The organism is Leucobacter sp. UCD-THU (assembly GCF_000349545.1).
GTDB lineage: Bacteria > Actinomycetota > Actinomycetes > Actinomycetales > Microbacteriaceae > Leucobacter > Leucobacter muris.
Window position 1 is genome coordinate 12,548 of record NZ_APJM01000024.1, and the last position, 25,063, is coordinate 37,610.

Annotated in this window: 23 protein-coding genes; 15 read left to right on the top strand and 8 right to left on the bottom strand. The window is 69.0% G+C overall.

What is annotated here, in order from left to right; translation table 11 throughout:
- Positions 1 to 32: 32 nt before the first annotated feature.
- Positions 33 to 1,328, bottom strand: coding sequence for an aspartate aminotransferase family protein (locus H490_RS16585; RefSeq protein WP_017882502.1), 1,296 nt, complete (start codon positions 1,326 to 1,328; stop codon positions 33 to 35).
- A gap of 516 nt (positions 1,329 to 1,844) precedes the next feature.
- Here H490_RS16585 and H490_RS30870 point away from each other — a divergent pair.
- The 3 genes from H490_RS30870 to H490_RS16595 all read left to right on the top strand — a co-directional run bounded on the left by H490_RS30870 (position 1,845) and on the right by H490_RS16595 (position 5,020).
- Complete coding sequence (locus tag H490_RS30870) at positions 1,845 to 2,525, top strand: GntR family transcriptional regulator (protein ID WP_128386864.1); 681 nt, start codon at positions 1,845 to 1,847, stop codon at positions 2,523 to 2,525.
- A 93-nt stretch (positions 2,526 to 2,618) separates the two neighbouring features.
- A complete protein-coding gene (locus H490_RS16590) occupies positions 2,619 to 3,647 on the top strand; it encodes a phosphotransferase (protein WP_081611550.1) in 1,029 nt (342 codons plus the stop codon).
- A 269-nt stretch (positions 3,648 to 3,916) separates the two neighbouring features.
- Positions 3,917 to 5,020 (top strand): NAD(P)-dependent alcohol dehydrogenase, encoded by a 1,104-nt coding sequence (locus H490_RS16595; RefSeq protein ID WP_017882505.1) that lies wholly within the window; start codon positions 3,917 to 3,919, stop codon positions 5,018 to 5,020.
- An 82-nt stretch (positions 5,021 to 5,102) separates the two neighbouring features.
- On the opposite strand, the gene H490_RS16600 is transcribed toward H490_RS16595, so the two are convergent.
- Positions 5,103 to 6,440 carry a PLP-dependent aminotransferase family protein gene (locus H490_RS16600; RefSeq protein WP_081611551.1) on the bottom strand — a complete coding sequence of 446 codons (1,338 nt, stop codon included), beginning with the start codon at positions 6,438 to 6,440 and terminating at the stop codon, positions 5,103 to 5,105.
- Between the two features lie 324 nt (positions 6,441 to 6,764).
- Here H490_RS16600 and H490_RS16605 point away from each other — a divergent pair, with 324 nt between their 5' ends.
- Genes H490_RS16605 through H490_RS16625 form a run of 5 tightly spaced genes read left to right on the top strand, consistent with a single transcriptional unit; the run spans position 6,765 to position 12,551 of the window.
- On the top strand, positions 6,765 to 7,694 hold the full coding sequence (locus H490_RS16605; protein WP_238560270.1) for a cyclase family protein: 930 nt from the start codon (positions 6,765 to 6,767) through the stop codon (positions 7,692 to 7,694).
- Positions 7,691 to 8,956, top strand: a complete 1,266-nt coding sequence (locus tag H490_RS16610) for a M20 family metallo-hydrolase (RefSeq protein WP_069187440.1) — start codon at positions 7,691 to 7,693, stop codon at positions 8,954 to 8,956. The genes H490_RS16605 and H490_RS16610 overlap by 4 nt, the downstream gene beginning before the upstream one ends.
- 2 nt (positions 8,957 to 8,958) lie before the next feature.
- A complete protein-coding gene (locus H490_RS16615; protein WP_193743365.1) occupies positions 8,959 to 9,939 on the top strand; it encodes an ABC transporter permease in 981 nt (326 codons plus the stop codon).
- Between the two features lie 5 nt (positions 9,940 to 9,944).
- Positions 9,945 to 11,429: a sugar ABC transporter ATP-binding protein gene (locus H490_RS16620; RefSeq protein ID WP_017882510.1), complete on the top strand. Its 1,485-nt coding sequence runs from the start codon at positions 9,945 to 9,947 to the stop codon at positions 11,427 to 11,429.
- Between the two features lie 51 nt (positions 11,430 to 11,480).
- Complete coding sequence (locus tag H490_RS16625) at positions 11,481 to 12,551, top strand: sugar ABC transporter substrate-binding protein (RefSeq protein ID WP_017882511.1); 1,071 nt, start codon at positions 11,481 to 11,483, stop codon at positions 12,549 to 12,551.
- Between the two features lie 96 nt (positions 12,552 to 12,647).
- Here the strand turns inward: H490_RS16625 and H490_RS16630 are convergent, their stop codons facing one another.
- A complete protein-coding gene (locus H490_RS16630) occupies positions 12,648 to 13,700 on the bottom strand; it encodes a hypothetical protein (protein WP_017882512.1) in 1,053 nt (350 codons plus the stop codon).
- 55 nt (positions 13,701 to 13,755) lie between these two features.
- Entirely contained in the window at positions 13,756 to 13,941 is a 186-nt protein-coding gene (locus H490_RS16635; RefSeq protein WP_031289432.1) for a CsbD family protein, read from the bottom strand.
- A 191-nt stretch (positions 13,942 to 14,132) separates the two neighbouring features.
- On the opposite strand from H490_RS16635, the gene H490_RS16640 reads away from it, so the two are divergent.
- The 3 genes from H490_RS16640 (at position 14,133) to H490_RS16650 (ending at position 16,385) form a co-directional block, all read left to right on the top strand.
- The gene (locus H490_RS16640; RefSeq protein ID WP_128386860.1) at positions 14,133 to 14,936 is read left to right on the top strand and encodes a DUF1206 domain-containing protein; all 804 of its coding nucleotides are present in this window, start codon (positions 14,133 to 14,135) and stop codon (positions 14,934 to 14,936) included.
- Positions 14,937 to 15,059: 123 nt separating this feature from the next.
- Positions 15,060 to 15,668, top strand: coding sequence for a flavodoxin family protein (locus tag H490_RS16645; RefSeq protein ID WP_031289434.1), 609 nt, complete (start codon positions 15,060 to 15,062; stop codon positions 15,666 to 15,668).
- 48 nt (positions 15,669 to 15,716) lie between these two features.
- Entirely contained in the window at positions 15,717 to 16,385 is a 669-nt protein-coding gene (locus tag H490_RS16650) for a Pr6Pr family membrane protein (RefSeq protein WP_152424140.1), read from the top strand.
- A 55-nt stretch (positions 16,386 to 16,440) separates the two neighbouring features.
- Here the strand turns inward: H490_RS16650 and H490_RS16655 are convergent, their stop codons facing one another.
- The 4 genes from H490_RS16655 to H490_RS16670 all read right to left on the bottom strand — a co-directional run bounded on the left by H490_RS16655 (position 16,441) and on the right by H490_RS16670 (position 19,711).
- The gene (locus tag H490_RS16655) at positions 16,441 to 16,677 is read right to left on the bottom strand and encodes an Rv0909 family putative TA system antitoxin (RefSeq protein ID WP_017882517.1); all 237 of its coding nucleotides are present in this window, start codon (positions 16,675 to 16,677) and stop codon (positions 16,441 to 16,443) included.
- Positions 16,678 to 16,769: 92 nt separating this feature from the next.
- Complete coding sequence (locus H490_RS16660; RefSeq protein WP_017882518.1) at positions 16,770 to 17,372, bottom strand: hypothetical protein; 603 nt, start codon at positions 17,370 to 17,372, stop codon at positions 16,770 to 16,772.
- Between the two features lie 9 nt (positions 17,373 to 17,381).
- Complete coding sequence (zapE, locus tag H490_RS16665) at positions 17,382 to 18,446, bottom strand: cell division protein ZapE (RefSeq protein WP_031289439.1); 1,065 nt, start codon at positions 18,444 to 18,446, stop codon at positions 17,382 to 17,384.
- A gap of 86 nt (positions 18,447 to 18,532) precedes the next feature.
- Positions 18,533 to 19,711 (bottom strand): alpha/beta hydrolase family protein, encoded by a 1,179-nt coding sequence (locus H490_RS16670; RefSeq protein WP_017882520.1) that lies wholly within the window; start codon positions 19,709 to 19,711, stop codon positions 18,533 to 18,535.
- Positions 19,712 to 19,795: 84 nt separating this feature from the next.
- On the opposite strand from H490_RS16670, the gene H490_RS16675 reads away from it, so the two are divergent.
- The 4 genes from H490_RS16675 (at position 19,796) to H490_RS16690 (ending at position 25,017) form a co-directional block, all read left to right on the top strand.
- Positions 19,796 to 20,368, top strand: a complete 573-nt coding sequence (locus H490_RS16675; RefSeq protein ID WP_017882521.1) for a DUF3000 domain-containing protein — start codon at positions 19,796 to 19,798, stop codon at positions 20,366 to 20,368.
- Positions 20,365 to 21,558, top strand: a complete 1,194-nt coding sequence (locus tag H490_RS16680) for an HRDC domain-containing protein (protein WP_017882522.1) — start codon at positions 20,365 to 20,367, stop codon at positions 21,556 to 21,558. Before H490_RS16675 ends, H490_RS16680 begins: the two co-directional genes overlap by 4 nt.
- Before the next feature lie 121 nt (positions 21,559 to 21,679).
- A complete protein-coding gene (locus tag H490_RS16685; RefSeq protein WP_416371685.1) occupies positions 21,680 to 22,876 on the top strand; it encodes a thiolase family protein in 1,197 nt (398 codons plus the stop codon).
- A gap of 5 nt (positions 22,877 to 22,881) precedes the next feature.
- A complete protein-coding gene (locus H490_RS16690; RefSeq protein ID WP_017882524.1) occupies positions 22,882 to 25,017 on the top strand; it encodes a 3-hydroxyacyl-CoA dehydrogenase NAD-binding domain-containing protein in 2,136 nt (711 codons plus the stop codon).
- Positions 25,018 to 25,063 lie beyond the last annotated feature (46 nt).

A 25,063-nucleotide genomic window follows, 5' to 3' on the forward strand; every position in this document is an offset into this window, starting at 1 on the left:
AACGCTGGCGTGTGTGCCCTGAGAACTCGGTGCTACGCGCGCGTCTCGCGACGCAGCACCAGCTCGAGTTTTTCGAGCAGCAGGTCTGCGTGGTTCGAGGTGAACGGCAGCGGTGGGCGGATCTTGAGTGTGGCCGCGGCCGGGCCGGACGCGCTGATCAGCACTCCTTCGTCGCGCAGGGCGTTCACGACACGAGCCGCGAGTTCGGGGTCCGGGCTGAGCCCGGCGTCGCGGCTGCCCAGGTCGGCCGCCAGGAACAGTCCCGCACCGCGCACATCGGTGATGCGCTCGTAATCGCCCATGAGCGACTGCAGGCCCGAGAGCAGCTCTCCCCCGACCCTGGCGGCGTGTTCGACGAGGCCGTCCTGCTCGATCACGTCGAGCACGGCGGTGGCGGCGGCGATGCTCACCGGGTTGCCGCCGAACGTATTGAAGTACCGCACCTCGGAGCCGAACCTCTCTTGCGCGGCGACCGTGCCGACGACTGCGGAGATGGGTACCCCGTTGCCCATCGGCTTGCCGAGCACGACGAGGTCGGGCACGATGCCGTGGCGTTGAAAGCCCCACCACTCACCGGTGCGCCCGAATCCGGGCTGCACCTCGTCGGCGATGTAGAGCCCCCCGGCATCGTGCACGGCCTGCACGACGGGGGCGAGGAACCCGGCGGGCTCGACCTGCACCCCGTCGCTCGAGAAGACCGAGTCGAGAATAACGGCTGCGACCCCGTGACCGCGTTCGTTGAGGTCGGCGATCGCGGCGCTCACGGAGTCGAGCAGCCGCGTTGCGACCTCGTGGGCAGGTGCGCGCGCGGTGTCGATCGATGGGATGAGCGCGACGTGGTCTCCGACCGGGTTGTTCGGTCCCAGCGACGGCGAGACTTGAGCGGCGGCGTGGGTCGTGCCGTGGTACGCGTGCTCGGTGACGATGAGACCCCGATTGCCGGTGCCGTACCGGGCGGTCCGGATCGCAAGATCGACCGCCTCGCTCCCCGTGCACGCGAAGGTCACCCGCTCGAGAGGGGCGGGAAACTTGGCGACGATGCGCTCGGCGTAGTCGACGACGGGGTCGGTGAGGTAGCGGGTGTGGGTGTTGAGCGTGGCGATCTGGGCGCCGACCGCTGCGGTGACCGCGGGATGACTGTGGCCGATGGCGGGAACGTTGTTGTACGCGTCGAGGTAGTTTTCGAAACCATTTTGCGCGCGGTGAACGGCCTCATCGAGGCGGACTCCGGCGACATCACGATCGCCGGGGTCCGCCTGAGCGAGGCGAGCCCCCAGCGACGCGCCGAGGCGCGACGCACCGCCGCCACCGTCTTCCAGAAGATCCATCTGGTGCAGCGCCGCACGGTGCTGCAGAACGTGTGCGCAGATCGGAAGAGCACNACGACGGGGTCGGTGAGGTAGCGGGTGTGGGTGTTGAGCGTGGCGATCTGGGCGCCGACCGCTGCGGTGACCGCGGGATGACTGTGGCCGATGGCGGGAACGTTGTTGTACGCGTCGAGGTAGGCGCGGCCGTCCATGCCGCGCAGCCAGAGCCCCACTGCGCTCTGCACCGCCACGGGTTCGCGGTAGAAGAGCCGGTAGGAGGGGCCGAGCACGCGGTCGCGACGGTCGAGCAGGCGTTGTGTGGCGGGGTCGAGCCCCGCCCCGGTCGCGGGATCGTATGCGTTCGCCATGTGAACTCCGGACTGCCTGCGCGTGGTGGCCACCGCAACTCCTCTCAGAATAATTGATCATCAATCATTGCCAGGGTGGCATGATTCCCTGCGACCGTCAAGGCGAGCGCGCCCGGGTTGCTCACCACTTCGGATAAGGTGTTGCTCGAACTCCAGCGGAAGGCTCACTGTGACCGAGACGACATCCTCCACGCCGGCGGCGGCCGAACTTGCCGCAGGCCGCATCCGTGAAATGATCTTCGCGGGTTCGATCGCCCAGGGCTCGCGGCTGCGGGAGATCGCGCTCACCGAGATGCTCGGAGTGTCCCGCCGCACGGTGCGCGAGGCGCTCCTGCTGCTCGCGGAGCAGCGACTCGTCGTGCACGAACGGCACCGGGGCGCCATGGTGCGCACGTTCTCAGCGCGTGACGTTCGCGATCTCTACACGGTGCGCCGCACCTTCGAGCTGGAGGGCGCGCGCAACGCGCCCTTCGCCTCGGAGGAGGCCCGCATCCGGCTCACCGCCGCCTTCGAGAGGCTTCGCGAGGCTCTCCACGCCGGCGAATCCCGCCGCACGGTCGCCGCCGATCTGCAGTTCCACGGCGCCGTGGTCGGGCTCACGGGCAGCGACCGGCTCATGGGTTTCTACGAGCAGATGAGCGCGGAGATGGAGATGGTGCTCGTGATGATCCGCGATGACGAGGAAGAGCGCGGCGCCACGGCCGAGCAGCTGGTGAGCGAGCACCAGGTGATTCACGACTCGCTCATGGCGCGCAACGTGGTCGAGGCGCAGCGCGCGGTGCTCGCCCACATCGACATCTACGAGCAGCTCGTGCTCGAGATCCTCTCCGAGGCGACCCTCGCCGCGTAGCTTTGCCCATCAAAGTGATCACCCTCGGGCGTCCCTTGTGTGTATATTGATCACCAATCATGGCTCAATGTTCACCGACGCAAGGACGTTTGCATGACTTCTCGGAATCCTTCACCCCGCACGCTGACCATTCCCCGCAGCGAGTCGACGCGTCTACTGCGCGAGCACTACGGCATCGAGGCGGTGGGGCTCACGCCGCTCCACAGCGAGCTCTCGACCGTGGTCGGCGTCGACCTCGCCGACGGCACACGACGCGTGTTCCGGGCAAGTGCGTCAAGCCCGCGGGAGCTGGTGCTCGCGCACTGGCGGATCGGGGCAGCGGATCGCCTCGACGACTCCGGCATCCCCACCGGCCGCTCGGTGCCGGCGCTCAGCGGCGAGAAGGTGGTGGAGGCGGAGACCTCGGACGGCCCTGCGGCGCTTCACGTCGGGGAATGGCTCGACGGGTTCATGCTGAGCGCTGCGCTTCCGACGCCGTTTCTCATGCGTGCCGTGGGCGAAGCGGCGGCCCGGGTGTCTGCGGGGCTGGCCGATTGGCCGGCCCCTCCGGCCGAGGTGGCGCACCCGTGGGAGCTGCTGCGCACGGTCGAAACGATTCAGGCGACGGTGCATTCGGTGACCGATCCTGCTGCGCGACGGCTGGTCGACGAAGCGCTCGCGCGGTTCACTGCGACGGTGGAGCCGCGCCTGGCGGATCTGCCTCACCAGGTCGTGCATCACGATCTGCACGACTCGAACATTCTCGTGGACACCGCGAGCGAGCGGGTGACCGGCGTGCTGGACTTCGGCGACATGGTGTGGGGGCCGCGAATCGCCGATCTCGCGATTCCCGGCACGCACGGTGCGCGATCCTCCCTCGACCCGACGTCGGCGTTCATCGAGGTCGCGGAGGGGTGGGGGCGCGTCTCCGCGCTGGAGCCGGAGGAGATCGATCTGGTGTTCACCGCGGGGCTCGGTCGGCTCGCGGTGAATCTGAGCGTGTGGACGGATCGCGCGAACACGGAGCGCGCCGAGTACGCGCGGGCGCGTTCGGCACGCACGGCGAAGACGCTGCGGCGCCTGCTCGCCGCGGATGAGGCGACGGTGCGGGCGGAACTCCACCGCCGCCTCGGCCTTCGATAGATCTCCAGTCCCCGGCCCGCTCCCCCGGCGGTGCGGCGGTCACGAGACGGCGCGGGCGGGAATCGCGGGCCGCGCAGCCGCCCCGCGGCCTCAGTGCGGGTACGCCCGCCGCGCAGTGCAGCTCTCAGATCCGAAGATGAGTTTTGTATAGAGCAATTGCCTTGATTGATCATGACTAAATGGTTACGATGATCTCGATTCCTTCGAAGATGAAGGGATGCACCGTTACGCACCTCAGCTCGAGTGCGGAACCAGAAAGGAACCGTCCAATGAAGGCCAAAGCCGCTGTTGTCAACGCCGGAGGCGCAGATTTCGACATCGAGACGATCGTTCTCGACGAGCCGAAGATCGGAGAGGTCCTCATCCGGGTGGTGGCCTCGGGCATCTGCCACACCGATGTCGTTGCCCGTGATCAGGGCTGGACGTGCCCGCTCCCCGCTGTGCTGGGGCACGAGGGCTCGGGCGTCGTCGAGAAGGTCGGCGAGGGCGTCGTCGGTCTTGCGGCGGGCGACCACGTCATCATGACGCCTTCGCACTGCGGACAGTGCGATCAGTGCCGTTCGGGCCGCCCCTTCGTGTGCGAGCGTTTCTTCGAACTGAACTACTACGGCAAGATGGACGACGGCACCTCGCGCCACCACAACGAAGCCGGCGAAGACCTCACCAACTTCTTCGGTCAGGCATCGTTCGGCACCTACACGATCGCGAACTCCCGCTATGTCACGAAGGTGGACAAGGACGTGGATCTCGAGCTGCTCGCACCGCTGGGCTGCGGCGTCGAGACCGGCTCGGGAGCGGTTCTCAACAGGCTCCGCCCGGAGGGCGGCTCGAGCATCGCGATCTTCGGGGCGGGATCGGTGGGCCTCAGCGCGCTCATGGCCGCAGCCGCGGTCGGCTGCGGCACGATCATCGCGGTCGACGTGCTGGAGAGCCGTCTGGAGCTCGCGAAGGAGCTGGGGGCCACGCACGTCATCAACCCCAAAGAGGTCGAGAGCGTGCCCGACGAGATCAAGAGGATTCTGCCGAAGGGTCTGAACTACGCGGTGGAGACCGCCGGTGCTCCGGGCGTGCTTCGGACGGCAGTGGATTCGCTCGGCATCCGCGGTGTCGTTTGTCAGATCGCCGCCCCTCCCCTGGGTCAGCAGGAGACGCTCGACGTCAACGACATCATGCTCTCGAACAAGACGATCACGGGTGTGGTGCAGGGCGACAGCGTTCCCGCAGTGTTCATTCCGCGCCTCGTCGAGCTCCTGAAGCAGGGCAGGCTTCCGCTCGAGAAGATGGTCACCTACTACGACCTGGACGACATCAACCAGGCGGTCGAAGACGGCCTGTCGGGGAAGACCACGAAGGCGATTCTGCGCATGAAGTAGGTCGCCCCGGGCCCTCGCCATCGAGAGAGCCCCGGGCGCCTCCTCCGGGCGCTCGGGGCTTTCCCCGCGGGGCGGGAGGCCCCTAGCGCTTCTTGCGCGAGGCCTTTGCGGCGGTGGCGAGCTCGAGCCCGATCTGGCGCGTGTCGCCACCGGCGAGCGCAGTGGAAACGCGGATGTGCGGGCCGCCGGCCCCGTGCAGCTGGAACGCGCTGCCCGGCGCCACGCCGATGCCCTTCGACGCGAGGTAGACGAGCGCATCGCTCTCCGACCGGACCGGGATCCAGATGTTGAAGCCCCCGCCGCCCGTCACGTGGATGTCGTGCTCGGCCAGCACCTCCAGGATGATCCTCTGGCGCCGCGCGTACTCCTCCTTCGCGAGGAGGAGGCTCTCGGAGCGGCGCTCATCGGAGAGGAGGAGACGCAGGAGGTCCTGGTTCACCCTGCTGATCTCGAACCCGCCCACGCGGCGCCGATGCGCCTCCTGGATGAGCTTCGGCGCCCCGACGAGCACCGCGACGCGGATGTCGGGGTGGATGTCCTTCGCGAACGACCGCATATACACCGTGTGCGCCGGCGCCCACTCGATCGCGGACATGGCCGGCACGGGCAGCAGGTCGCCGTAGTAGTCGCCGTCGAGGATCCACACGTCGTTTCGCTCGCAGAGCTCCGCGATCGCGCGGAGGCGCGCACGAGAGGTGGAGATGCCCGTCGGGTTGTGCACGCGGGGCTGCAGCACGATCGCTTTCGCGCCGTCGCGAATCGCAGCGGCGACCGCGGACAGTACCGGACCCTCGGCGTCGAGGGGCACTGGAACCGGCTGCAGGCGACCGCGCTCGAGCAGGTCGAGATACGGCGCGAACTCGGGTTCGGCGACGATGACCCTGGTCTGAGGCGGCCCCACCACCGAGAATATCTCGAATAACGCACCCAGAATATGGGTGCTGAGCAGGGTGTTGCTGTTCGTCGGGTTCACCGGGAGCACCGAGCGGAGGGCCCGCGCGAGCTCCGGGTCCAGCGCTTCGGCGGGGTAACCGGGGTAGCTCGGTGCTTCGGCGAGTTCGCGCAGTGTCGGTCGGATGTCGACGAGGAGCTCGGGGTCGGGAAAGCCGGTGGACAGATCGAGAGGGAGGTCGGAGCCGACCACGTGCCGAAACTGACGCCACGGGGTCGGTGGCTCGGGATCCACCACGAACGTGCCCTGCCGTCCGCGCGTCTCGAGCAAGCCGTCGGAGACGAGCAACTGCCACGCTGCGCTGATCAATCCCGGGCTGACGTTCAGATGCTGTGCCAGCTGACGCGTCGTCGGAAGCCGCTCATTGGGGGGGATGAGCCCGGAGGAGATCAATTGCGCGACGGTCGCGGAAATACCTTTTGCAGACAGGTCCGTCACCGAATCCACGATGCGCTCTAAGACTTCCATGAGCTAAATCATGTCCGACTGGTGCGGGGATTACAAGCTGAGCGCGTATTGATCAGGACAAAGCTTATTTTTGCTCTTGACAAACAAGTTCGAGTCCGTTTAGCTATCCCACAAGTCATTCCGGCCGGGGCGGCGAAGAGCTCGCCGGCAGCGCTGACAGCCCGTCAGACGAACCGGAGCGCGGATCGACTTGATGCGTCAGCACACCCCGTCGGGCACAGGCTCGACCGGGGCACGACGAAGCGGAGCGCCTCCGGGCGCTGCGCGAGAACCGAGATCACCACCGAGCCGCAAAGCCGCGGCTCCCAGAGAAAGGTGCGCACCGTGGCACACGATTTTACTGTAGCGAAGAGCCCCTGGGGCGAAGACGACGAGATCGGCGCGCTGAACCACATCACGCCGGAGTCCCGCGCCGAGGTCATGAGCCGAGTCGACGGATCGCGCGTGTTCGATCTTTCCTGCGACTACTTCGTCGGCATGCCGACCTGGAGCGCGCTGGGCGACCCGGCCTACCAGATCTACAAGACCCACGACCCGGACGGCGACGTCGTCACGAACCCGATCGGGCTCGACGACGAGGCGAATCGCCTGACGAGCTACACGGGCGACGCGGTTTCCATGTACACCCACTCGGGCACCCACATCGACGCCCTGAACCACTTCGGCTGCCACGGAGAGATCTACAACGGCTACCACGTGCACGAGCACATGGGCAACCGCACGTGGGATAAGTGCGGTGTGGACACGATCCCCCCGATCATCGCCCGCGGCATCATGCTCGACATTCCTGCGCTCAAGGGCGTCGAACAGCTTCCCGCATCGTACGGCATCGGCAGGGACGACCTGCACGCCGCGGCCGAGCGCCAGGGCGTCACCGTTCAGACGGGTGACGTGGTCATCATCCGCACCGGTCGCTTCCAGGAGTGGCCGAACGCCGAGGCCTTCCTGACGGACGAGCCCGGCCTGAACCTCGACGGAGCCAAATGGCTCGTCGAGCAGGGCGCGATGCTCATCGGCGCGGACAACGTCGCGATCGAGCAGATGCCCACGGTGGAGACCAACACCTGGTGCCCCGTGCACATGTACCTCTTCAACGAGGCCGGCGTGCCCGCCATCGAGGTGCTCAACTGCGAAGAGCTCTCCGCGGAGAAGGTCTACGAGTTCGCGTTCATAGGCCTGCACCTCAAACTGCGCGGCGCGTCCGCCTCGCCGATCCGCTGCATCGCCATGCCCTTCGCCGAGACGGCCCGATGAGACTCGGCGCACCGAACGAGGAGCGTCTCCGCCGCTGGATGGAGGCGTTCGCCTCGGCGGATGCCGGCGGCACCCCCGGCGGCGGGGTCTCCCGACCGGCGGCATCCGACGTCGACAGGGTCGCTCGAGATCGTTTCCGCTCCATCGCCGAGGAACTCGGCCTCGAGGTGCGGGTCGACGACGTGGGCAACATGTTCGCCCGCCGATCCGGCCGAGACCCGGAGGCGCTCCCCCTCGTCATCGGATCCCATCTCGACACCGTGGTTCCCGGTGGCCGTTTCGACGGCATCCTGGGTGTCGTCGTGGCGCTCGAGACCGTCGCGCTCATGAACGATGCCGACATGGAGACGCTGCATCCCATCGACGTGGCCAACTGGACCGGTGAAGAGGGCGCGCGTTTCCCGCCATCGATGCTGGGATCCGCCGTCTCCGCCGGTCTGCTCACGGGCGAGGAAGCCCGCGACTGCGTGGACGCTGACGGGATCCGGCTCGGCGACGAGCTCTCCCGCATCGGCTACCTCGGCGAGCCGCGGAACCGGCTGACCGAGTTCTTCGCCGCACTCGAGGTGCACATCGAACAGGGCGTGATCCTCGACGAAGCCGAGCTCGATGTCGCCGTCGTCGAAACGATCCGCGCGGTGCAGTGGTACCGGGTCCGGGTGACCGGCACCGGCGGCCACGCGGGCGGCCCCGGACCGGAGGGCCGCAAGGAGGCGCTGGTCGCAGCGGCGCGCATGATCGCGGCCGGCCGCGACCGGGCGGTCGAGACCGGACGCGTGCGGACCACCGTGGGAACCATTCAGGTGGCGCCGGGATCCAACAACGTGGTGCCGCACGAGGCCACGTTCAACATCGATCTCCGAGATGAGACCGGCGAGGCCGTCGAAGCGTACTTCGCGGGGCTCGCCGAGGTGTTCCGCGGCATCGCCGACGAGGAGGGCGTGCAGGTGGACATCGAACACGTCTGGGGGATCCCCGGCTTGCCCTTCGACGCATCCCTGAAGGAGCTGTTCCGGACGACGGCTGAGGCGCGAGGCATCGAGACGATCTCCATCGACGGCAACATCGGTCACGACAGCGCGAATCTCACGCTGATCGGGCCGACCGCGATGCTGTTCACCCGCACCACGAAGGGGCTGTCGCATCGTGAAGACGAGCATGCGCCGTGGGAGTCGGTGGTAGCGACCGCCGACCTCTTCGCTCAGGCGGCCGCCGTCGTCGCGAACGCAGAAACACTCGAATCCATCGCTGTGGGGAGATGATCTTGAACCAGAAAACCGTAGCCGTCGAAACCGGCATGATCGCGCTGGGCAAACACACCAGGCGTGCCTTCTCCGGCGAGCACACCGTCCTCGCGATCCTCGTGGTGCTCGTAGTGGCGGCATTCGCTATCTCCAGTCCGGTGTTCTTCAGCGTGAGAAACGGCAGTAACCTGGCGAGCTCCATCTCGGTGCTCGCGATTCTCGCCGCCGGCCAGCTGTTCGTCATCATCTCGAACGGCATCGACATCTCGATCGCGGCACAACTCGGGTTCCTCTCGATCGTCGCGATCGACCTCTCCCAGACGATGCCGTACTGGGGAGTCCTCATCGTGGTGATCCTGGCCGGGGCCCTCATCGGTCTGGTCAACGGCGTCATGGTCGCGTGGATCAAGATCTCACCGATCATCACGACGGTGGCGATGCTGCAGGTGCTCTCGGGCCTGAGCTTGCTCATGACGGGCGGGCAGCCTCGCCGAAACTTCGATCCCGTCTATACGGCGCTCGGAACCGGCACGCTGTTCGGCATCCCGAACATCGCGATCCTCGCGATCGTGGTCGTGCTGCTCGGAGGCTTCCTCCTCAACCGCACCACCCTCGGCCGGTACGCCATCGCGATCGGCGGGAACGAGAACGCCGCGTTCCTCTCCGGCATCAAGGTGCAGACGTATACGGCTGCCACCTACGTGCTGAACAGCGTGTTCGTCGCCCTCGCAGCGCTGGCGCTCTCTTCTCGAACGGGTTCAGGCCTCCCCGACCTCGGCGCGGGCATCGAGATCACGACGATCGCCGCCGTGTTCATCGGCGGTGTCGCCTGGGGCGGCGGTCGTGGAACCATGACCGGCGCGGTGCTCGGTGTGCTGCTCATCGGCATCATCGGGAACGGTCTCGACCTCAACTCGGTCAACTCGAACATCCAGATCATCGTCACCGGTCTGCTGATGGCGATTGCGGTCGGCCTCGGCCAGCTGCGAAAGCGGAGGTGATCCCAGTGTCATCGTTCACGATTCGGCTGGACTCGGTCAGCAAGCACTACGGAGAGACGAAAGCCCTCCGCGACGTGTCGCTCGAGTTCCAGAGCGGTGAGGTGCACGCTCTCATGGGAGAGAACGGAAGCGGGAAGTCCACCCTGGTGAAGACGATATCGGGGATCGTGCAGCCTACCCACGGCACCGTCTACCTGAACGATCAGGCGGTGAAGCTGCCGACGCCCCGTGCTGCGATCGATGCCGGGATCGGCACCATCCACCAGGATTCGGCGATCGTCCCCTCTCTCACCGTTGCGCAGAACATCGTGCTGGGCAAGGAGCCGCAGGGCGGGCCGGGCCTGCTGAAGGGTGATCCGCGCACCATCGCGCGCAGGTGGCTCGAAGCGATCCAGGCGGACATCGATCCGGACACTGTGGCCGAGAAGCTCACTGTGGCCGGGCGGCAGCTCGTCGCGATCGCGAAGGCGCTCTCGAACGAGTCGAAGCTGCTCATCTTCGATGAGCCGACCGCCGCGCTGGGCGATGCCGAGACCGAGCACCTGCTCACGCAGATCGGCTCGCTCCGGGCCTCGGGCATCGGCATCGTGTACATCAGCCACCGCATCGCGGAGGTGAAGCGGCTCGCCGACAAGATGTCCGTGCTCAAGGATGGGCAGCTCACCTACTCGGGTACCGGTGGGCTCGAGGAAGACGAGATCATCCGTCTCATGATCGGCCGCGAGCCCGACGCGCTCTTCCCTGAGCTGGCTCCTCCGCGCGAATCGATCGTGCTCCGAGGTGAGAGCCTGGGTACCGCGGACGGGTTCCTCGACGTGCCGGAGTTCACCGTGAGGCACGGCGAGGTCGTCGGAATCGCGGGCCTCGAAGGATCCGGCCGCAACATCCTCGCCCGGCAGATCGCCGGCGTCGAGCGCAGCGAGTCGGGCAGGCTCTTCATCGAGGAGGATGAGATCCGCCGACCGACGCCGTCGAAGTCGGTGAGAGCCGGAATCTCCTTCGTTCCGCCCGAGCGCCGCAATCAGGCGGTCATCGGGGAGTTCTCCGTTGCGAAGAGCATGACCCAGTCCGCGGTCTGGAAGTTCACCTCCGTGGGGATCATCCGATTGCGGGAGGAGCTGAAGCGCGCGCAGGCGGTTCGTCAGGAGATGGGCGTCAAGACCGAAACGCTGCACCAGAGCATCCTCACGCTCTCGGGCGGCAACCAGCAGAAGGTGGTGCTCGCGCGCTCCCTCGTCGCCGAGTCCAAGGTGATGGTCTGCGACGAGCCGACGGCCGGCGTCGACGTCGGTTCGCGAGCGGACATCTACGGCCGCTTCGCGGAGCTCGCGGAGCAGGGGCTCGGGATCGTGCTGTCCTCGTCGGACATGGTCGAGCTCATCGGCATGTGCCACCGGATCGTCGTGATCCGGGAGGGCAAGATCTCCAAGATCATCCCCGCGTCCGAAGCCACAGAGGAGGTGCTGCTCGAAGCGCAGCTCCCCACTTGACCCGCCTGTATTCCCCGACATCCCCTTCCCCGTATACAAAGGAGTATCCCCATGAAAACCGTCAAGCGTAAGCTGCTGATGGGCGCTGCCGCCGCCAGTGTGCTCGCCCTTAGCCTCACCGCCTGTTCCGGCGGCGGAACCGGCAGTTCCGATTCACTCAGCGACAACGAGGTTCCCGATGTCGGTCTGATCAACGAGTACGTCCTCCCGGAGGTCCCCGAGACCGGTGAGACCTACCGCGCCTCGGTGTTCGTGGCCCAGCAGGAGCAGGGCGACGCCATCTCGTTCACCGAAGCGATGAAGGCCTTCGGCGCGGAGCACGGACTGGAGGTCGACGTCTACGACGCGGGCGGATACGCGCAGATCGACAAGCAGATCAACCAGATCCAGACCGCCATCGCGACGGATCCCGACATCCTGCTCGTGTGGGCTACCGACCCGAACGCCGTGGTCCCGGTGCTGGAGGAGGCCGGCAAGCGCGGAATCCCCGTCATCAACTGGGTGCTGAACACCGCATACGAGGATGCCGTCACCACGATCAACACCGATTGGGTGGCGGAATCCAAGAAGCTCACGACCGCGATCGGCGAGTACCTCGGCGGCGAGGGCAAGCTCATCACCGCCTACGGAGGCTGCGGCGGCGAGTATCAGCGTGACCTGCAGACGGGAAGCGAGGAGGCCGCTGCCGACATGCCCGGTCTGGAGATCGCCGTCGCGGAGTGCCCGCCGGACTTCGACCCCTCGAAGGTGCAGACGATCGTCGAGAACGGGATCGCCGCAAACCCCGAGATCAACGGCGTCCTCACCTCGGTGATGTCGCAGTCGGTCGGCGCCGTGAATGCGATCCGCGCCGCAGGTGCACAGGATCAGGTCGTCGTGGGCTCCGGCATCATCACCTCCTGCGAGGATGTCGATCTCATCAAGAGCGGGCAGGTGCCGATCGTCTCCGGCCTTCCCGCCGCATACATCGGCGAGCTCGGCGCCACGATCGCGCTTCGCATCCTCGCCGGTGAAGAGGTCGACGAGCTGTACTCGGTTCCGAACAACATCTACACCGCGCAGAACATCGACGACGCAGATCTCACCTACGATCTGACGCCGCAGTTCCTCGAGGGCTGCTGACAGGACCGAGCCTGCGAGCTCACACGGGCAGAGCGGACGGGAATCCTCCCGTCCGCTCTGCCCGTGTGGTGGGAGGGGGCTGTCGCGCGCGGCGCTCTACTCGGCGGAGTTCATGCGCTGGCGCTCGCGCTGTCCGTGCGTCAACCTCCTGATGTCGACGTCCGAGTCGAAGCTCGAACCGAGCGCACCCGCCACGGTGCCGAGTGACGCGCTCAGCACGGCGATGTCGACGTAGTTCGAGAAGCGGGCCTTCGAACCGAGCACCTGGCCCATGAAATCGGGGTCGATCACGATGAGCGCGCTCAGCAGGATGATCACCACGAGCGACGCGTAGAGCGCCAGCACGCAGAGCACCAGGGTCAGCACCGTAGAAAGGTTGTAGAGCAGGATCACCTCGGTGACGCTCGCGTGGCTCGGCCGGTCCCAGAGCCGGTTGCCGATCAGCAGCCACGCCACGATCACGCAGATCGCGAGCAGACTGATGACCGCCAGCCGGAACGGGCTGAGCGCCGCGGACATCTGCCAGATCGAGTTGTAGAAGACGCCGAACGCGCCGGCCGCGGCGGCGGCCGCGAGCGCGCTCGACAGCTTGGGCACGATCCGCCACGGATCGTTCGAGAGCACCATGCCGATCACGGTGCGCGCTCCCCCGGCCAGCCGGTGCGCCTGCAGCAGCTGGCTCGAGTTGTCGGCGCTCCCCCGCCACTGCGCCCAGCCGATGCGGTGCCGAGCGTGATCCTGTGCGCCTGGATCCGAACGCATCTGCCGCACGCACGACACCAGGGTTCGCAGCAGGCGGCTGCCCGTCGCCCCTGCACCGAGGGTGGGCAGCGAGACTATGGCGACGTCGTCGGAGACGAGAACCTCGGCGACGAGCGGCCTGCCGTGGCGGTGACGCGGGATCTCGGTGACCATGAGGATCACGTCGACGTGCTCGTACTCGGTCGAGAGCTGTTTGACGTCGGAGACGTCGAGGGTGTCGTCGGGGTCGATCCGGATCAGTTCCGTGCGGGCGTGCACCCCGACCGGGGCGCCGAGCAACCGTTCGAGCTGTGCTTCGAGCCGTTCTCGGATGCGGTCGACGCGGCGCGAGGGCAGCCCGGGGTCGGCGACGACGAGTACGCTCCACTGGTCGGAGCGCGGGCGCAAACGAGGATCCCCGCGACTCCCGTCCGGGAGCCGCGGGGATCCATCGCGGCGGAGACTACCGATCGAAGACATCCTTCGCGGCGTCCTTGGCCTTCGCGGCGGCGTCCTTGATGTCGCCCTTCGCCTGATCGGCCTTGCCCTCGGCGACCTTCTCGTCGTCGCCGGTCACGTTGCCCAGGGCCTCCTTGGCCTTGCCCTTCGCCTTGTCCATTCCGGCAGACAGCTTGTCCGATGCACTCATGTGGAGCCTCCTTCGTGTTGACGCCCCCAACTCTTCCAGCGCGAGCGGATCGGCTCCAGGGGCTTGCTTGCCCGGCTCATCTGTGCAATACGCGCGGACGACGCAAGGGGGCGGACGACGTCTGTCCCCGCCGTCGGGCCCCGTCCCCTCGCGGCGCGAAGGTGGGGGCGCCCACCGGCTACGCTCGAAGCGTGAAACCCGAGATGAAGTCGGCCGCGCGCAGCGCGGAGCGCAAGACTCCGCTGCGCGTGCTCGCCCGCGGCGGCTACGTCGCGAGCGGCCTCATCCACCTGCTCATCGGCGGCATCGCGTTCGCGCTCGCGTGGAGCGGGCGCGGCGAGACGGATCAGGCGGGCGCCCTCACCGCGATCGCCTCGGCCCCGCTCGGGTTCGCGGCGCTGTGGGCCGTCGCGGTGCTGCTGTGGGCGCTCGGCGTTTACCACGGCATCCACGGCGTCGCCCTGCGCATCGAGCATCGACCGAAGCGGTGGGCGCGGCGGGTGGCCGAGTGGGGGCAGGCCGCGCTGTTCATCGCGATGGGGGTCGTCGCCGCCGCGGTCGCGGTCGGCGCGCGCCCGGATCCCGATTCGAGCGCGCGCGAGGCCAGCCGGGGGCTCCTCACCTTCCCGGGCGGGCCCGTGCTGCTGGGGTTGATCGGTGCGGGCGTGGCGGTCGGCGGGATCGCGTGGATCGTGATGGGGGTGCGACGCAGCTTCCGCAACCGGGTCACCCTGCCGCCCGGCGCCCCCGGCACGGCTATCGCCGCGATCGGAGTGCTCGGCTTCGTGGTGAAGGGCATCGCGCTCGCGGTCGTGGGCGTGCTGCTCGTCGAGGCCGCCCTGCAGCGGAATCCGCGAGCCGCAGGCGGCCTCGACGCCGCGATCGAGTCGCTGAGGTCCTTGCCGCTCGGCGGTGCGATGGTCGCCGTCATGGCGGTGGGGTTCACGGCGTACGGAGTGTTCTGCGTGTTCCGCGCCCGTTACGCCGATCTGTAGACGTCGGCGAGGCCCGCGTCGGGACCCATCGGCCTCGTGGTGCCCCGATGCGGTCGCTAGCGCTGATCCCGGCGAAAGGGAACCCCCTTTCGCGGCGCGCGCCGGCGCGCCTACGGTGGGCCCATGACTGCATCGCTGACGGCTCTGATGATCAACTGCACGCTGAAGCCCTCGCCCGGTCTGTCGAGCGGGGACGTGCTCGGTGGCCAGGTGATGACCGCGCTCGAGCGGCGAGGCGTCGCCGTCGACACGGTGCGGGCGGTCGACTCTCGCATCCTGCCCGGCGTCGAAACCGATATGGGCGAGGGCGACGAGTGGCCGCGCATCCGCAGGGCCGTGCTCGACGCCGACATCCTGGTCTTCGTCACGCCGACGTGGCTCGGCCAGCACTCGAGTGTGGCGCAGCGGGTGCTCGAGCGGCTCGACGCCGAGTTGAGCGAGACCGACGAGACCGGGCGTCCGATCCTGTTCGATCGGGTCGCGATCCCCGTCGTCGTGGGCAACGAGGACGGCGCCCACCACATCACGGCGATCCTTGCGCAGGCGCTCGGCGATGTCGGCTTCACGATCCCTGCGCAGGCCTCGGTGTACTGGAACGGCGAGGCGATGCAGAAGACCGACTACCGCGAACTCGACTCGACGCCCGATCCCGTCGCCTCGGCCGTCGAGACCGCAGCCGCGAACGCGGCGCATCTCGCGGGGCTGCTGCGTCGCGACCCGTACCCCGCGTAACCTGCGTCGCCGGCGCGCGGCCGGGCCGCTGCGGCTAGGCTGACCCGCATGTCACTCGCACGCCCCGCGCTCGTCTCATCCTCACCTGTGGCGGCGCCCGTCGCTGCGCCTGCGGTGGGGGCCGCGCGAGTACTGGCGGGGGCGACCGTCGTCGTCGTGCTCGGGTACGGCTACATCGAGGGCATCGGCCACGACCGAACGAACCCCCTCGACTACTTCGGGTACTTCACCAACCTCACGAGTCTGCTGACCAGCGGGATCCTCATCTCCTGCGGGCTTCGCACGATTCGGGGCCGGCCCGCAGACGCTCGGCTCGTGCTCGCACGGGCCGCCTCGATCGCCTGCATGATCGTGGTCGCCGTCGTCTACAACGGGATCGTGCCCGGCACGGCCGCCGCTCCCCCGTGGGTGAGCGCGACCCTGCATGCGGCGCTGCCGATCGCGGTGGTGCTCGACTGGCTGCTCGTCGGAGACCGGCCGCCGCTCTCGTGGCGTTTGATCTGGATCGTGCTGCCCTATCCGCTGCTCTGGCTCGCCGTGGTGCTCGTGCGGGGCGCCACCGACGGTTGGGTGCCCTACGGGTTTCTGCTGCCCGAGCGGGGCGCGGCATCGCTCGCGGTCACGGCGGCGGGGCTGCTGGCGATGCTGCTCGTCGGCGCGGCCGCGGTCTGGGGCGGAAGCCGCCTCACAGGCGTTCGCGGGGCGCTGAGACGATAGCGTCGGCGAGGACCCCGGCATCCCCCACAGGGCGGGGCCCTCGAGTGCCTCTCTGCTACTCGTTGCCGATCTTGCCGTCGAGGTTGTCGCGCAGCTCGGAGACCTTGTCGCTGTGCTTGCCCCCGGTGACCTTGTTCGCGAGGCCGGCCGCGCCGTCGAGGATCTTGTCGCTGATGCCCTCGGCCTGCTCGCTCTTCAGCGCCTCATCGATCTTGTCTGCGTTCTGCTTCGCGAACTCCCCGGCCTTGCCCGCCAGCCGGGAGGCCTGCTTGCCCAGATCCTCGATGCCCATGTCCGATTCCTCTCGTCGCGCTCCGACCGATTCGTCGCGTTGCCGCCATTATGGCGCGCGACGAGCCCGACCGACAGAGGGTCGACCGAGAATCAGCCGCGAATGCCGTGCCGACGCATCACGGCCTGCACCGCGGGCGCGAAGCGCTCCCGCGGCAGCACATGCCCCTCGCGACGCATGCCGCTGTCGGTGATGCGCAGCACGCGCTCTGGCGAGAGGAAGCTCTCCCGCCCCTGGCTGTCCCAGCCGCCCGTGCCGACCGAGACGAAGTCGCGGTGCGCTTTCGTGCTCAGATAGCAGCCGGCCGTGGTGTCGCCGTCGATCCGCGCGATGATCAGCACCGGGCGATCCTTGCCGCGCCCGTCGTTCTCCACGTACGGCACCCAGGTCCACACGACCTCACCAGGGTCGGGATCGCCGTCTGGATGCGGCTCGTAGCTCGGACGCAGGGCGCCGATCTCGTGCGGCGTCAAATCTCGGGTCGCGTCCGCGCCGTTGCGGCCCGGGCTGTCCTCCAGACCGAGCGCCGGCGACGCGGCGTCCGAGCCGCGGCGCGCAGCGCGCAGCGTGGCGGGCCTGCCGCGCGATCCGCGCCCCCGATCCGATCCCGGCCGCCGCTGCGAACCGATCAGCGCGTCGGCCACGGCGCGCGCGATCCCGCGCAGCAGTCCGCGGCCCGATGCCCCGCCAGCCACGCCGCCGCCCTACGCCTCGAGCTCGCTCGAGGTGAGCGCATTGAGACGGGACATGCAGCGCAGATACTTCTTGCGGTAGCCGCCGTCGAGCATGCCGCCGCCGAAGACCGACGTGAGCGGCACGCCCGTCGCCCGGATCGGGATCTGCGCGTCGTACACGCGGTCGATGAACGCGACGAAGCGCAGCGCCGCAGACTGATCGGTGAGCTCGTGCACGTCGCGCAGGCCGATGCACTGCACGCCGTCGAGCATGCCGACGTAGCTCGACGGGTGCACCGTCGCGAGGTGCGCGATGAGCTGCTGGAAGTCGTCGTCGGTCATGCGTTCGCCCGAGGCGGCCACGTCGGCCAGGGCGAACCGGTACGCGTCGACGTCGAGCGCGACGGCGTCTCCCTCGATGTCGCGCTGACGATAGTCGACGCCGTCGATGCGCACCGTCGTGAAGCGGTCGGCCATCGCCTGGATCTCGCGCATGAAGTCGGCGGCGGCGAAGCGGCCCTCGCCCAGCGCGTTCGGGGGCGTGTTCGATGTCGCGATGAACCGCGAGCCGGTCGAGGTGAGGTCCTTGATCAGCCTCGTCATGAGCATCGTGTCGCCCGGATCGTCGAGCTCGAACTCGTCGATGCAGATGAGGCGCGCGCCCTGCAGCACGCCGAGCGCTCCGTCGTACCCGAGTGCACCCACCAGCGCCGTGTACTGGATGAAGGTGCCGAAGTACTTGCGACCCGCCGTCGCGTGCCACGCCGCCGCGAGCAGGTGCGTCTTGCCGACGCCGAAACCGCCGTCGAGGTACACGCCGGGCTTGGCGGGCGCGCTCTGCCGCGGCTCGGTCTGCTTCTTGCGCCCGAAACCGAAGAAGCCGCCGCGGGCCGCGGGCGGCTCGGGCTCGGTGAACGAGCGCAGCAGGCTTCGCGCCTCCTCCTGCGACGGGTACTCGGGATCGGGCCGGTACGAGTCGAATGAGGCGTGATCGAACTGCGGCGGCGGAACGAGCGTCGCGACGAGCTCGGCGCCCGAGATATTCGGATGCCGGTCGATGAGACGAGCGGAGCTGTGCTGGGGGTCGGAAGACATCGTGGGCAAGTCTACCGCTGCCGCGGCCGCGCGCTGCCGCCTGAGCGCGGTGACCTGCTGCGATTCGACGGCGGTCCGGCCGCCGTTCAGCCGCGCCAGGCCGGCCGGGGCAGCGCTCGCGCGAACTGCTCGGTCGCGCGCTCCCAGCGCTCGGGGTCGACGTTCCACAGCTTCACGTGCTCGCCGCGCTTCTGCAGTCGCAGCTGCACGAGATCGGGCCGCGCCGCCGCGAGGCGCTGCGCGCCGCTGCACGGCACGAAGCTGTCCTGCTCGCTCGCGTGCACGAGCACCGGCACCTGCAGCTCGCGTCCGAAGGCCGCGGCATTCAAGCCGTCGAATGCGATCCCGCCCGCCTCGCCGCCGCGCACGCGCCCCTGCCAGAGCAGGCGGATGCCGAGCTCGGCGACGAGCTTCGGCGCGCGTCTGCCGGCCGCGTGGTAGCGCAGCAGCTCGTCCCAGTCGATGGCCGGCGAGTCGAGGATCAGGCCGTCGATCGCGTCGCGGTGCTCGCCGCGGGTCGCGGAGACGAGCGCGGCCGTGCCGCCCATCGACCATCCGAACAGCGTCACCCGCTGCGCTCCGCGGCGACGGGCCTCGGCGATCGCCGCGTCGACGTCGCGGGCCTCCGAGACCCCCACGCCGTAGCGTCCGTACGCGCCGCTCGGGGCGCCGGGGTCGTTGCGGTAGCTGATCACGAGGCTCGTGATGCCGGCGCGCGCGAGCGGCGCCACGCCGCGAAGCGTCTCCTCCGGAGGGGCGCCGCGTCCGTGCACGTGCACCGCCCAGCGCTTCTTGCGAGTGCGAGGCGGGTGCACGATCCACGCCTCGGCGTCGCCGAGCTCGGTGGGGTACTCGATGCGCTCGGTCGCGTATCCGAGTTCTTCGGGTGCGACGTACCACCAGCCCGCGAGGCGCGCCCGCATGCCCTCGCGGGGCGCACCGCGGTCCACCCGCAGCAGTTCGCGCATCGTGCCCTCGGGTCCCGAGGAGAGCACCGGCCCGAGGCGGGCGTGGCCGGCGCCGCCGTCGAAGACCAGCGAGTAGCGGCCCGGCAGGTCGCAGTCGACGCCCCGCAGTCGGGCCACGGTCGCCGAACCGCTGCGCTGCAGGCCGACCAGCGTGACCGGCGACTCGGCCTCGCGCTCGGGCGTCACCGCCATGCGGGCCAGCGCGACGCCGCCCGCCACCACTCCCACCGCGCCGACCGCCGCCGCTCCGGCCGCGAAGCCGAGCGCACGAGCCGCGTTGCGCTGCCAGTTCTCCATGAGCCGCTCTCCTCTCCCGCGATCCGCCCTGCACGGCGTGGCATCGCGAAAACCCTCACAGCAAACTCTAGTGTTCCCCTTGTGATGGCAAGGATTGGTCTGCAGTCGGTCGACTTCGAGGTCGCTGCCGCTCAGATCCGCGGCGCTCGGCTGCGCAGCGAGCTCGTGACGCAGGAGATCCCGGCTCCCGAGAGGATCGCACCCCGATCGATCGCCATGGCGGCGGGCGTGGCGCGGGGCCCGCGGCGCGGCCTCTCCCCCGACGGCACCATCGACTCGCACTACGGCGCGGGTCGTCTCGTGCTCATGCACGACCCCGAATCGGCCGAGGAGTGGGGCGCACCGTTCCGCATCGTCTGCTTCGCGCAGGCCCCGCTCGAGGTCGAGATCGGCGTCGACCCCTTCATCTCCGACGTCGCCTGGTCGTGGCTCGTCGACGCACTCGACTCGCGCGGCGCCGAGTACACCTACCTGTCGGGCACCGCCACGAAGACGCTCTCGAGCGGTTTCGGCACGCTCGAGGCGCAGGGGGACGCCGCCCAGATCGAGCTGCGCGCGTCGTGGACCCCGCTCGGCGCGGACTTCGGCGCGCACGCCGAGGCCTGGTCCGAACTGCTGTGCCTGCTGGCCGGGCTGCCCCACGGAGCGGGCGAGTGACCGTGGTCGAGCAGTCCGAACTCGACACCGACTGGTCGCTCGTCACCGACGAGGCGGCTCTGGAGCGCGCCGCCGACGCCCTCGCATCGGGCGCGGGCCCCGTCGGCGTCGACGCCGAGCGGGCATCCGGCTTCCGCTACGGCTCGGACGCCTACCTCGTGCAGGTGTTCCGGCGCGGCGCCCGCCCGTTCCTGTTCGACCCCACCGAGCTCGAGACCTTCGCACCTCTGGCCGAGGCCATCGGTGACGAGGAGTGGATCCTCCACGCCGCGAGCCAGGACATCCCCTGCCTCAGCGCGATCGGCCTGCAGCCCACCCGCCTCTTCGACACCGAGCTCGCCGCGCGACTGCTCGGCTACGAGCGGGTCGGCCTCGGCGCGATCGTGGAGTCGCTGCTCGGGATCAGCCTCGAGAAGGCCCACTCGGCCGCCGACTGGTCGCAGCGCCCGCTGCCCGAGCCCTGGCTCGAGTACGCGGCCCTCGACGTGGCGCTGCTGCCCGACCTGCGAGACGCCGTCGCCCAGGATCTCGAGGCGCAGGGCAAGACCGAGTTCGCGCTGCAGGAGTTCGAAGCCGTGCGCACCCGCCCCGACAAGCCCCGCGGTCCGGAGCCCTGGCGCAAGCTCTCCGGCGGCCACGCTCTGCGCTCGCCCCGTGCGCTCGCGATCGCACGCGAACTGTGGCTGGCGCGCGACGAACTCGCTCGCGAGCGCGACGTGGCGCCCGGCCGGCTGATCCCCGACTCCTCGATCGTGGCGGCCGCCGCGGCGAACCCCCGCTCGAAGGGCGACCTCGCCCGATTGCAGACCTTCCGTGGCCGAGCCAGCCGCCCCGAGATCGACCGGTGGTGGCGGGCGATCCTGAACGGCAAGACGACCGAGGATCTGCCGGGGCCGAAGCCGCGGGATCCCGATTCCATGCCCCACCATCGCGGGTGGCCGCAGCGCCATCCCGAGGCCGCTGCGCGGCTCGCCGCAGCCCGGGGAGCCCTCGAGGCCGAAGCCGAGCGGCAGCGCATCCCCCTCGAGAATCTGCTGACGCCGGACACCCTGCGGCGGGTCGTGTGGAGCCCGCCCGGAGATCGCTCGACCGCCGCAGTGGCACTGCGTCTCAAAGAGTTGGGCGCCCGTGACTGGCAGATTGGCATCACTGCACCAATCATTGCCGCCGCTTTTGTGGACCTCGCATAAGAAGTCGCACTGTGGTGCTCGGAATTGCGGCGATCACGCACTCCCCCTTCCCTCGGTGAGACTCCGTCTCTAGGATGGTTGAGACGCAGATCACACACCTGATGGAGGCACAGTGGCCGCAATGAGAGAAGTCGTGTTCGTCGACGGGGTGCGCACCCCGTTCGGTCGCGCCGGCGAAAAGGGAATGTACGCGGGGACCCGCGCCGACGACCTGGCGGTCAAGGCGCTGCAGGGACTGATCGAGCGCAACGAGGCGCTTCCGCTCGACCGCATCGACGATGTGGGCATCGCGGCGACCACGCAGCAGGGCGACCAGGGGCTCACCCTGGGCCGCACCGTCGCAATGCTCGCGGGCCTGCCCGTCACCGTGCCGGGCTTCGCGCTCGACCGCATGTGCGCCGGCGCCCTCACCGTCGCCTCGTTCATGGGCGCGGCGATCGGCTCGGGCCAGTACGACCTCGCGATCGCCGGCGGGGTCGAGCACATGGGGCGGCACCCCATCGGCCTCGATGCCGACCCGAACCCCCGATTCGTGGCCGAGAAGCTCGTGAGCCCGGACGCCCTCAACATGGGCATCACCGCCGAGCGGCTGCACGACCGCTTCCCCGAGCTCACCAAGGAGCGCGCCGACCGCTTCGGCATGCTGAGCCAGCACAAGGTGCAGGCTGCGTACGACCGCGGCGACATCCAGGCCGACCTCGTGCCCGTCGCCACCCGCTCCGAGAGCGGCTGGGGCGTCGCCACCGAAGACGAGGGCCGTCGTCCGCAGACCACCATGGAGGGCCTCGCCGGCCTGAAGACTCCGTTCCGACCCCACGGCCGCGTCACCGCCGGCAACGCCTCCCCGCTCACCGACGGCGCCACGGTCTCGCTGCTCGCTGGCGCCGACACCGCCAAGGAACTGGGACTCGGCGCCAAGATGCGCCTCGTCGGCTTCGCCTTCGCCGGCGTGCAGCCCGAGGTCATGGGCCTCGGCCCCGTGCCGTCGACAGAGAAGGCGCTGAAGCGAGCCGGGCTCACCGTCGACGACATCGGCCTCTTCGAGCTCAACGAGGCCTTCGCGGTGCAGGTGCTCTCGTTCACCGACCACTTCGGGATCGCCGACGACGACCCGCGCGTCAACCCCTGGGGTGGCGCCATCGCGTTCGGCCACCCGCTCGCGGCCTCCGGCGTGCGCCTCATGATCCAGCTCGCGCGCCAGTTCGAGCAGCGTCCCGACGTGCGCTACGGCGTGACCGCCATGTGCGTCGGCCTCGGCCAGGGCGGCACCGCCATCTGGGAGAATCCTCACTTCGACGGCAAGAAGGGCAAGAAGTAATCGCCATGACCGACTACAGCAAGATCGATTTCTCGCCGATCATCGACGCCTCGGCCGACGAGGTCGTCACCGAATCGTACGTGCGCGACGTCGCACTGCCCTCGGGCGGCGCGCTCGCCCTCATCACCCTCGACAACGGTCGCGACCACACGCGCCCCAACACACTCGGACCCCGTACCCTGCAGGGCCTCGAGCGCGTGCTCGACGAGCAGCGCGATCGGGCCGCCGCGGGCGAGATCCGCGCCGTCGCGGTCACCGGCAAGCCGTTCATCTTCGCCGCGGGCGCCGACCTCTCGAAGGTCTCCACGCTCGCCACCGAGCAGAACGCGCGCCTCATGGCGCAGTACGGGCACCGAGTCCTCGGCAAGCTGGGCAAGCTCGGCGTGCCCTCCTTCGCCTTCGTCAACGGTCTCGCGCTCGGCGGGGCTATGGAGATCGCGCTGGGCTGCGACTACCGCACGCTCGACTCGTCGGCTGCGGCACTCGCGTTCCCCGAGGTCTTCCTCGGCATCATCCCCGGCTGGGGCGGCGCCACCCTCGTGCCGAACCTCATCGGCATCGAGAACGCCCTCGAGATCATCGTCTCGAACCCGCTCAAGAACAACCGCATGCTCAAGCCGAAGCAGGCCTACGAGATGGGCCTCTTCGACGCGATGTTCGGCGCGGCCAGCTTCCTCGAGCGCTCCGTCGCGTGGGCCGACGGCGTGATCGAGGGGCGCGTCAAGGTCGACCGGCCCCACGCGCCCGGCAAGCTCGAGCGCCTCACCAAGTGGCCAGCCGCGATCAAGATCGCGCGCGACACCCTCAAGGCGCGCATCGGCACCGCGGCGAAGGCGCCCTACGTCGCCCTCGACCTGCTCAGCGCGGCGAAGGACAACGACATCGAGCGCGGCTTCGAGCGCGAAGACGACGCGCTCGCCCAACTGATCTCGAGCGACCAGTTCGCGGCCTCCATCTACGCCTTCGACCTCGTGCAGAAGCGCGCGAAGCGGCCCGCGGGCGCCCCCGACCGCGAGCTCGCCCGCCCCGTCAAGAAGGTGGGCGTGATCGGCGCCGGTCTCATGGCCAGCCAGTTCGCGCTGCTCTTCGCCCGCAAGCTGCGCGTGCCCGTGCTCATCACCGACCTCGACCAGGCGCGCGTCGACAAGGGTCTCGAGTACATCCGCGGCGAGATCGACAAGATGCACCAGAAGGGCCGGCTCTCGTCCGACGACGCCAACCAGGTGAAGGCGCTCGTGAGCGGCACCACCGACAAGGCGCTCTACGCCGACTGCGACTGGGTGATCGAGGCCGTGTTCGAAGAGCTCGGCGTGAAGCAGCAGGTGTTCGCCGAGATCGAGCCGATCATCTCCCCCGAAGCCATCATCGCCACGAACACCTCGTCGCTGTCGGTCGAGCAGATCGGCGCGAAGCTCGCCCATCCCGAGCGGCTCGTGGGCTTCCACTTCTTCAACCCGGTCGCGGTGATGCCCCTCATCGAGGTCGTCAAGGTGCCCGCCACCGACGACGCGGCGCTGGCGACCGCGATGTCCGTCGCGAAGAAACTCGGCAAGAGCGCCGTGATCACGGCCGACCGCCCCGGCTTCGTGGTGAACCGCCTGCTCGCGAAGGTGATGGGCGAGGCGGCACGCGCGCTCGACGAGGGCACCCCGATGCCGGTGGTCGAGCGCGCACTCGCGCCGATCGGCCTGCCCATGGGCCCGTTCGAGCTCATCGACCTCGTCGGCTGGAAGGTGGCGGCGCACGTGCAGGACACCATGGTGCACGCGTTCCCCGACCGGTTCTACGCCTCGGAGAACCTGCACCGGCTGGCCGAGGTCGACGAGCCCCTCGTCAAGACCAAGCACGGCAAGGTCGAGGATCTGTCGAAGGCGGGCAAGAAGGCCGTCACGCTCGGCAAGACCGCGGCGAGCGAGGAGGAGATCCTGCGCCGCGTCGAGGACGAGCTCGCGAACGAGATCAAGATCATGCTCGACGAGGGTGTGGTGGCCGCGGCGGAGGACATCGACCTGTGCCTCATCCTCGGCGCCGGGTGGCCGTTCCAGGCGGGCGGCGCGACCCCCTACCTCGATCGCGTGGGCGCGAGCGAGCGCGCGTTCGGCGGGGTGTTCCACGAGCCGCGCATCCAGGGCGCCCGCTAGACGCCTCCGTGTGCCTGAGGCCCCTGTTCGGATCATCCGGGCAGGG

Bases quoted from the DNA above. Each gene is read 5' to 3' on its own strand.
- H490_RS16585 (WP_017882502.1), bottom strand. From the start codon at position 1,328: ATGGATCTTCTGGAAGACGGTGGCGGCGGTGCGTCGCGCCTCGGCGCG.
- H490_RS16590 (WP_081611550.1), top strand. From the start codon at position 2,619: ATGACTTCTCGGAATCCTTCACCCCGCACGCTGACCATTCCCCGCAGC.
- H490_RS16595 (WP_017882505.1), top strand. From the start codon at position 3,917: ATGAAGGCCAAAGCCGCTGTTGTCAACGCCGGAGGCGCAGATTTCGAC.
- H490_RS16600 (WP_081611551.1), bottom strand. From the start codon at position 6,440: ATGGAAGTCTTAGAGCGCATCGTGGATTCGGTGACGGACCTGTCTGCA.
- H490_RS16610 (WP_069187440.1), top strand. From the start codon at position 7,691: ATGAGACTCGGCGCACCGAACGAGGAGCGTCTCCGCCGCTGGATGGAG.
- H490_RS16625 (WP_017882511.1), top strand. From the start codon at position 11,481: ATGAAAACCGTCAAGCGTAAGCTGCTGATGGGCGCTGCCGCCGCCAGT.
- H490_RS16635 (WP_031289432.1), bottom strand. From the start codon at position 13,941: ATGAGTGCATCGGACAAGCTGTCTGCCGGAATGGACAAGGCGAAGGGC.
- H490_RS16645 (WP_031289434.1), top strand. From the start codon at position 15,060: ATGACTGCATCGCTGACGGCTCTGATGATCAACTGCACGCTGAAGCCC.
- H490_RS16650 (WP_152424140.1), top strand. From the start codon at position 15,717: ATGTCACTCGCACGCCCCGCGCTCGTCTCATCCTCACCTGTGGCGGCG.
- H490_RS16655 (WP_017882517.1), bottom strand. From the start codon at position 16,677: ATGGGCATCGAGGATCTGGGCAAGCAGGCCTCCCGGCTGGCGGGCAAG.
- zapE (WP_031289439.1), bottom strand. From the start codon at position 18,446: ATGTCTTCCGACCCCCAGCACAGCTCCGCTCGTCTCATCGACCGGCAT.
- H490_RS16670 (WP_017882520.1), bottom strand. From the start codon at position 19,711: ATGGAGAACTGGCAGCGCAACGCGGCTCGTGCGCTCGGCTTCGCGGCC.
- H490_RS16675 (WP_017882521.1), top strand. From the start codon at position 19,796: ATGGCAAGGATTGGTCTGCAGTCGGTCGACTTCGAGGTCGCTGCCGCT.
- H490_RS16685 (WP_416371685.1), top strand. From the start codon at position 21,680: ATGAGAGAAGTCGTGTTCGTCGACGGGGTGCGCACCCCGTTCGGTCGC.
- H490_RS16690 (WP_017882524.1), top strand. From the start codon at position 22,882: ATGACCGACTACAGCAAGATCGATTTCTCGCCGATCATCGACGCCTCG.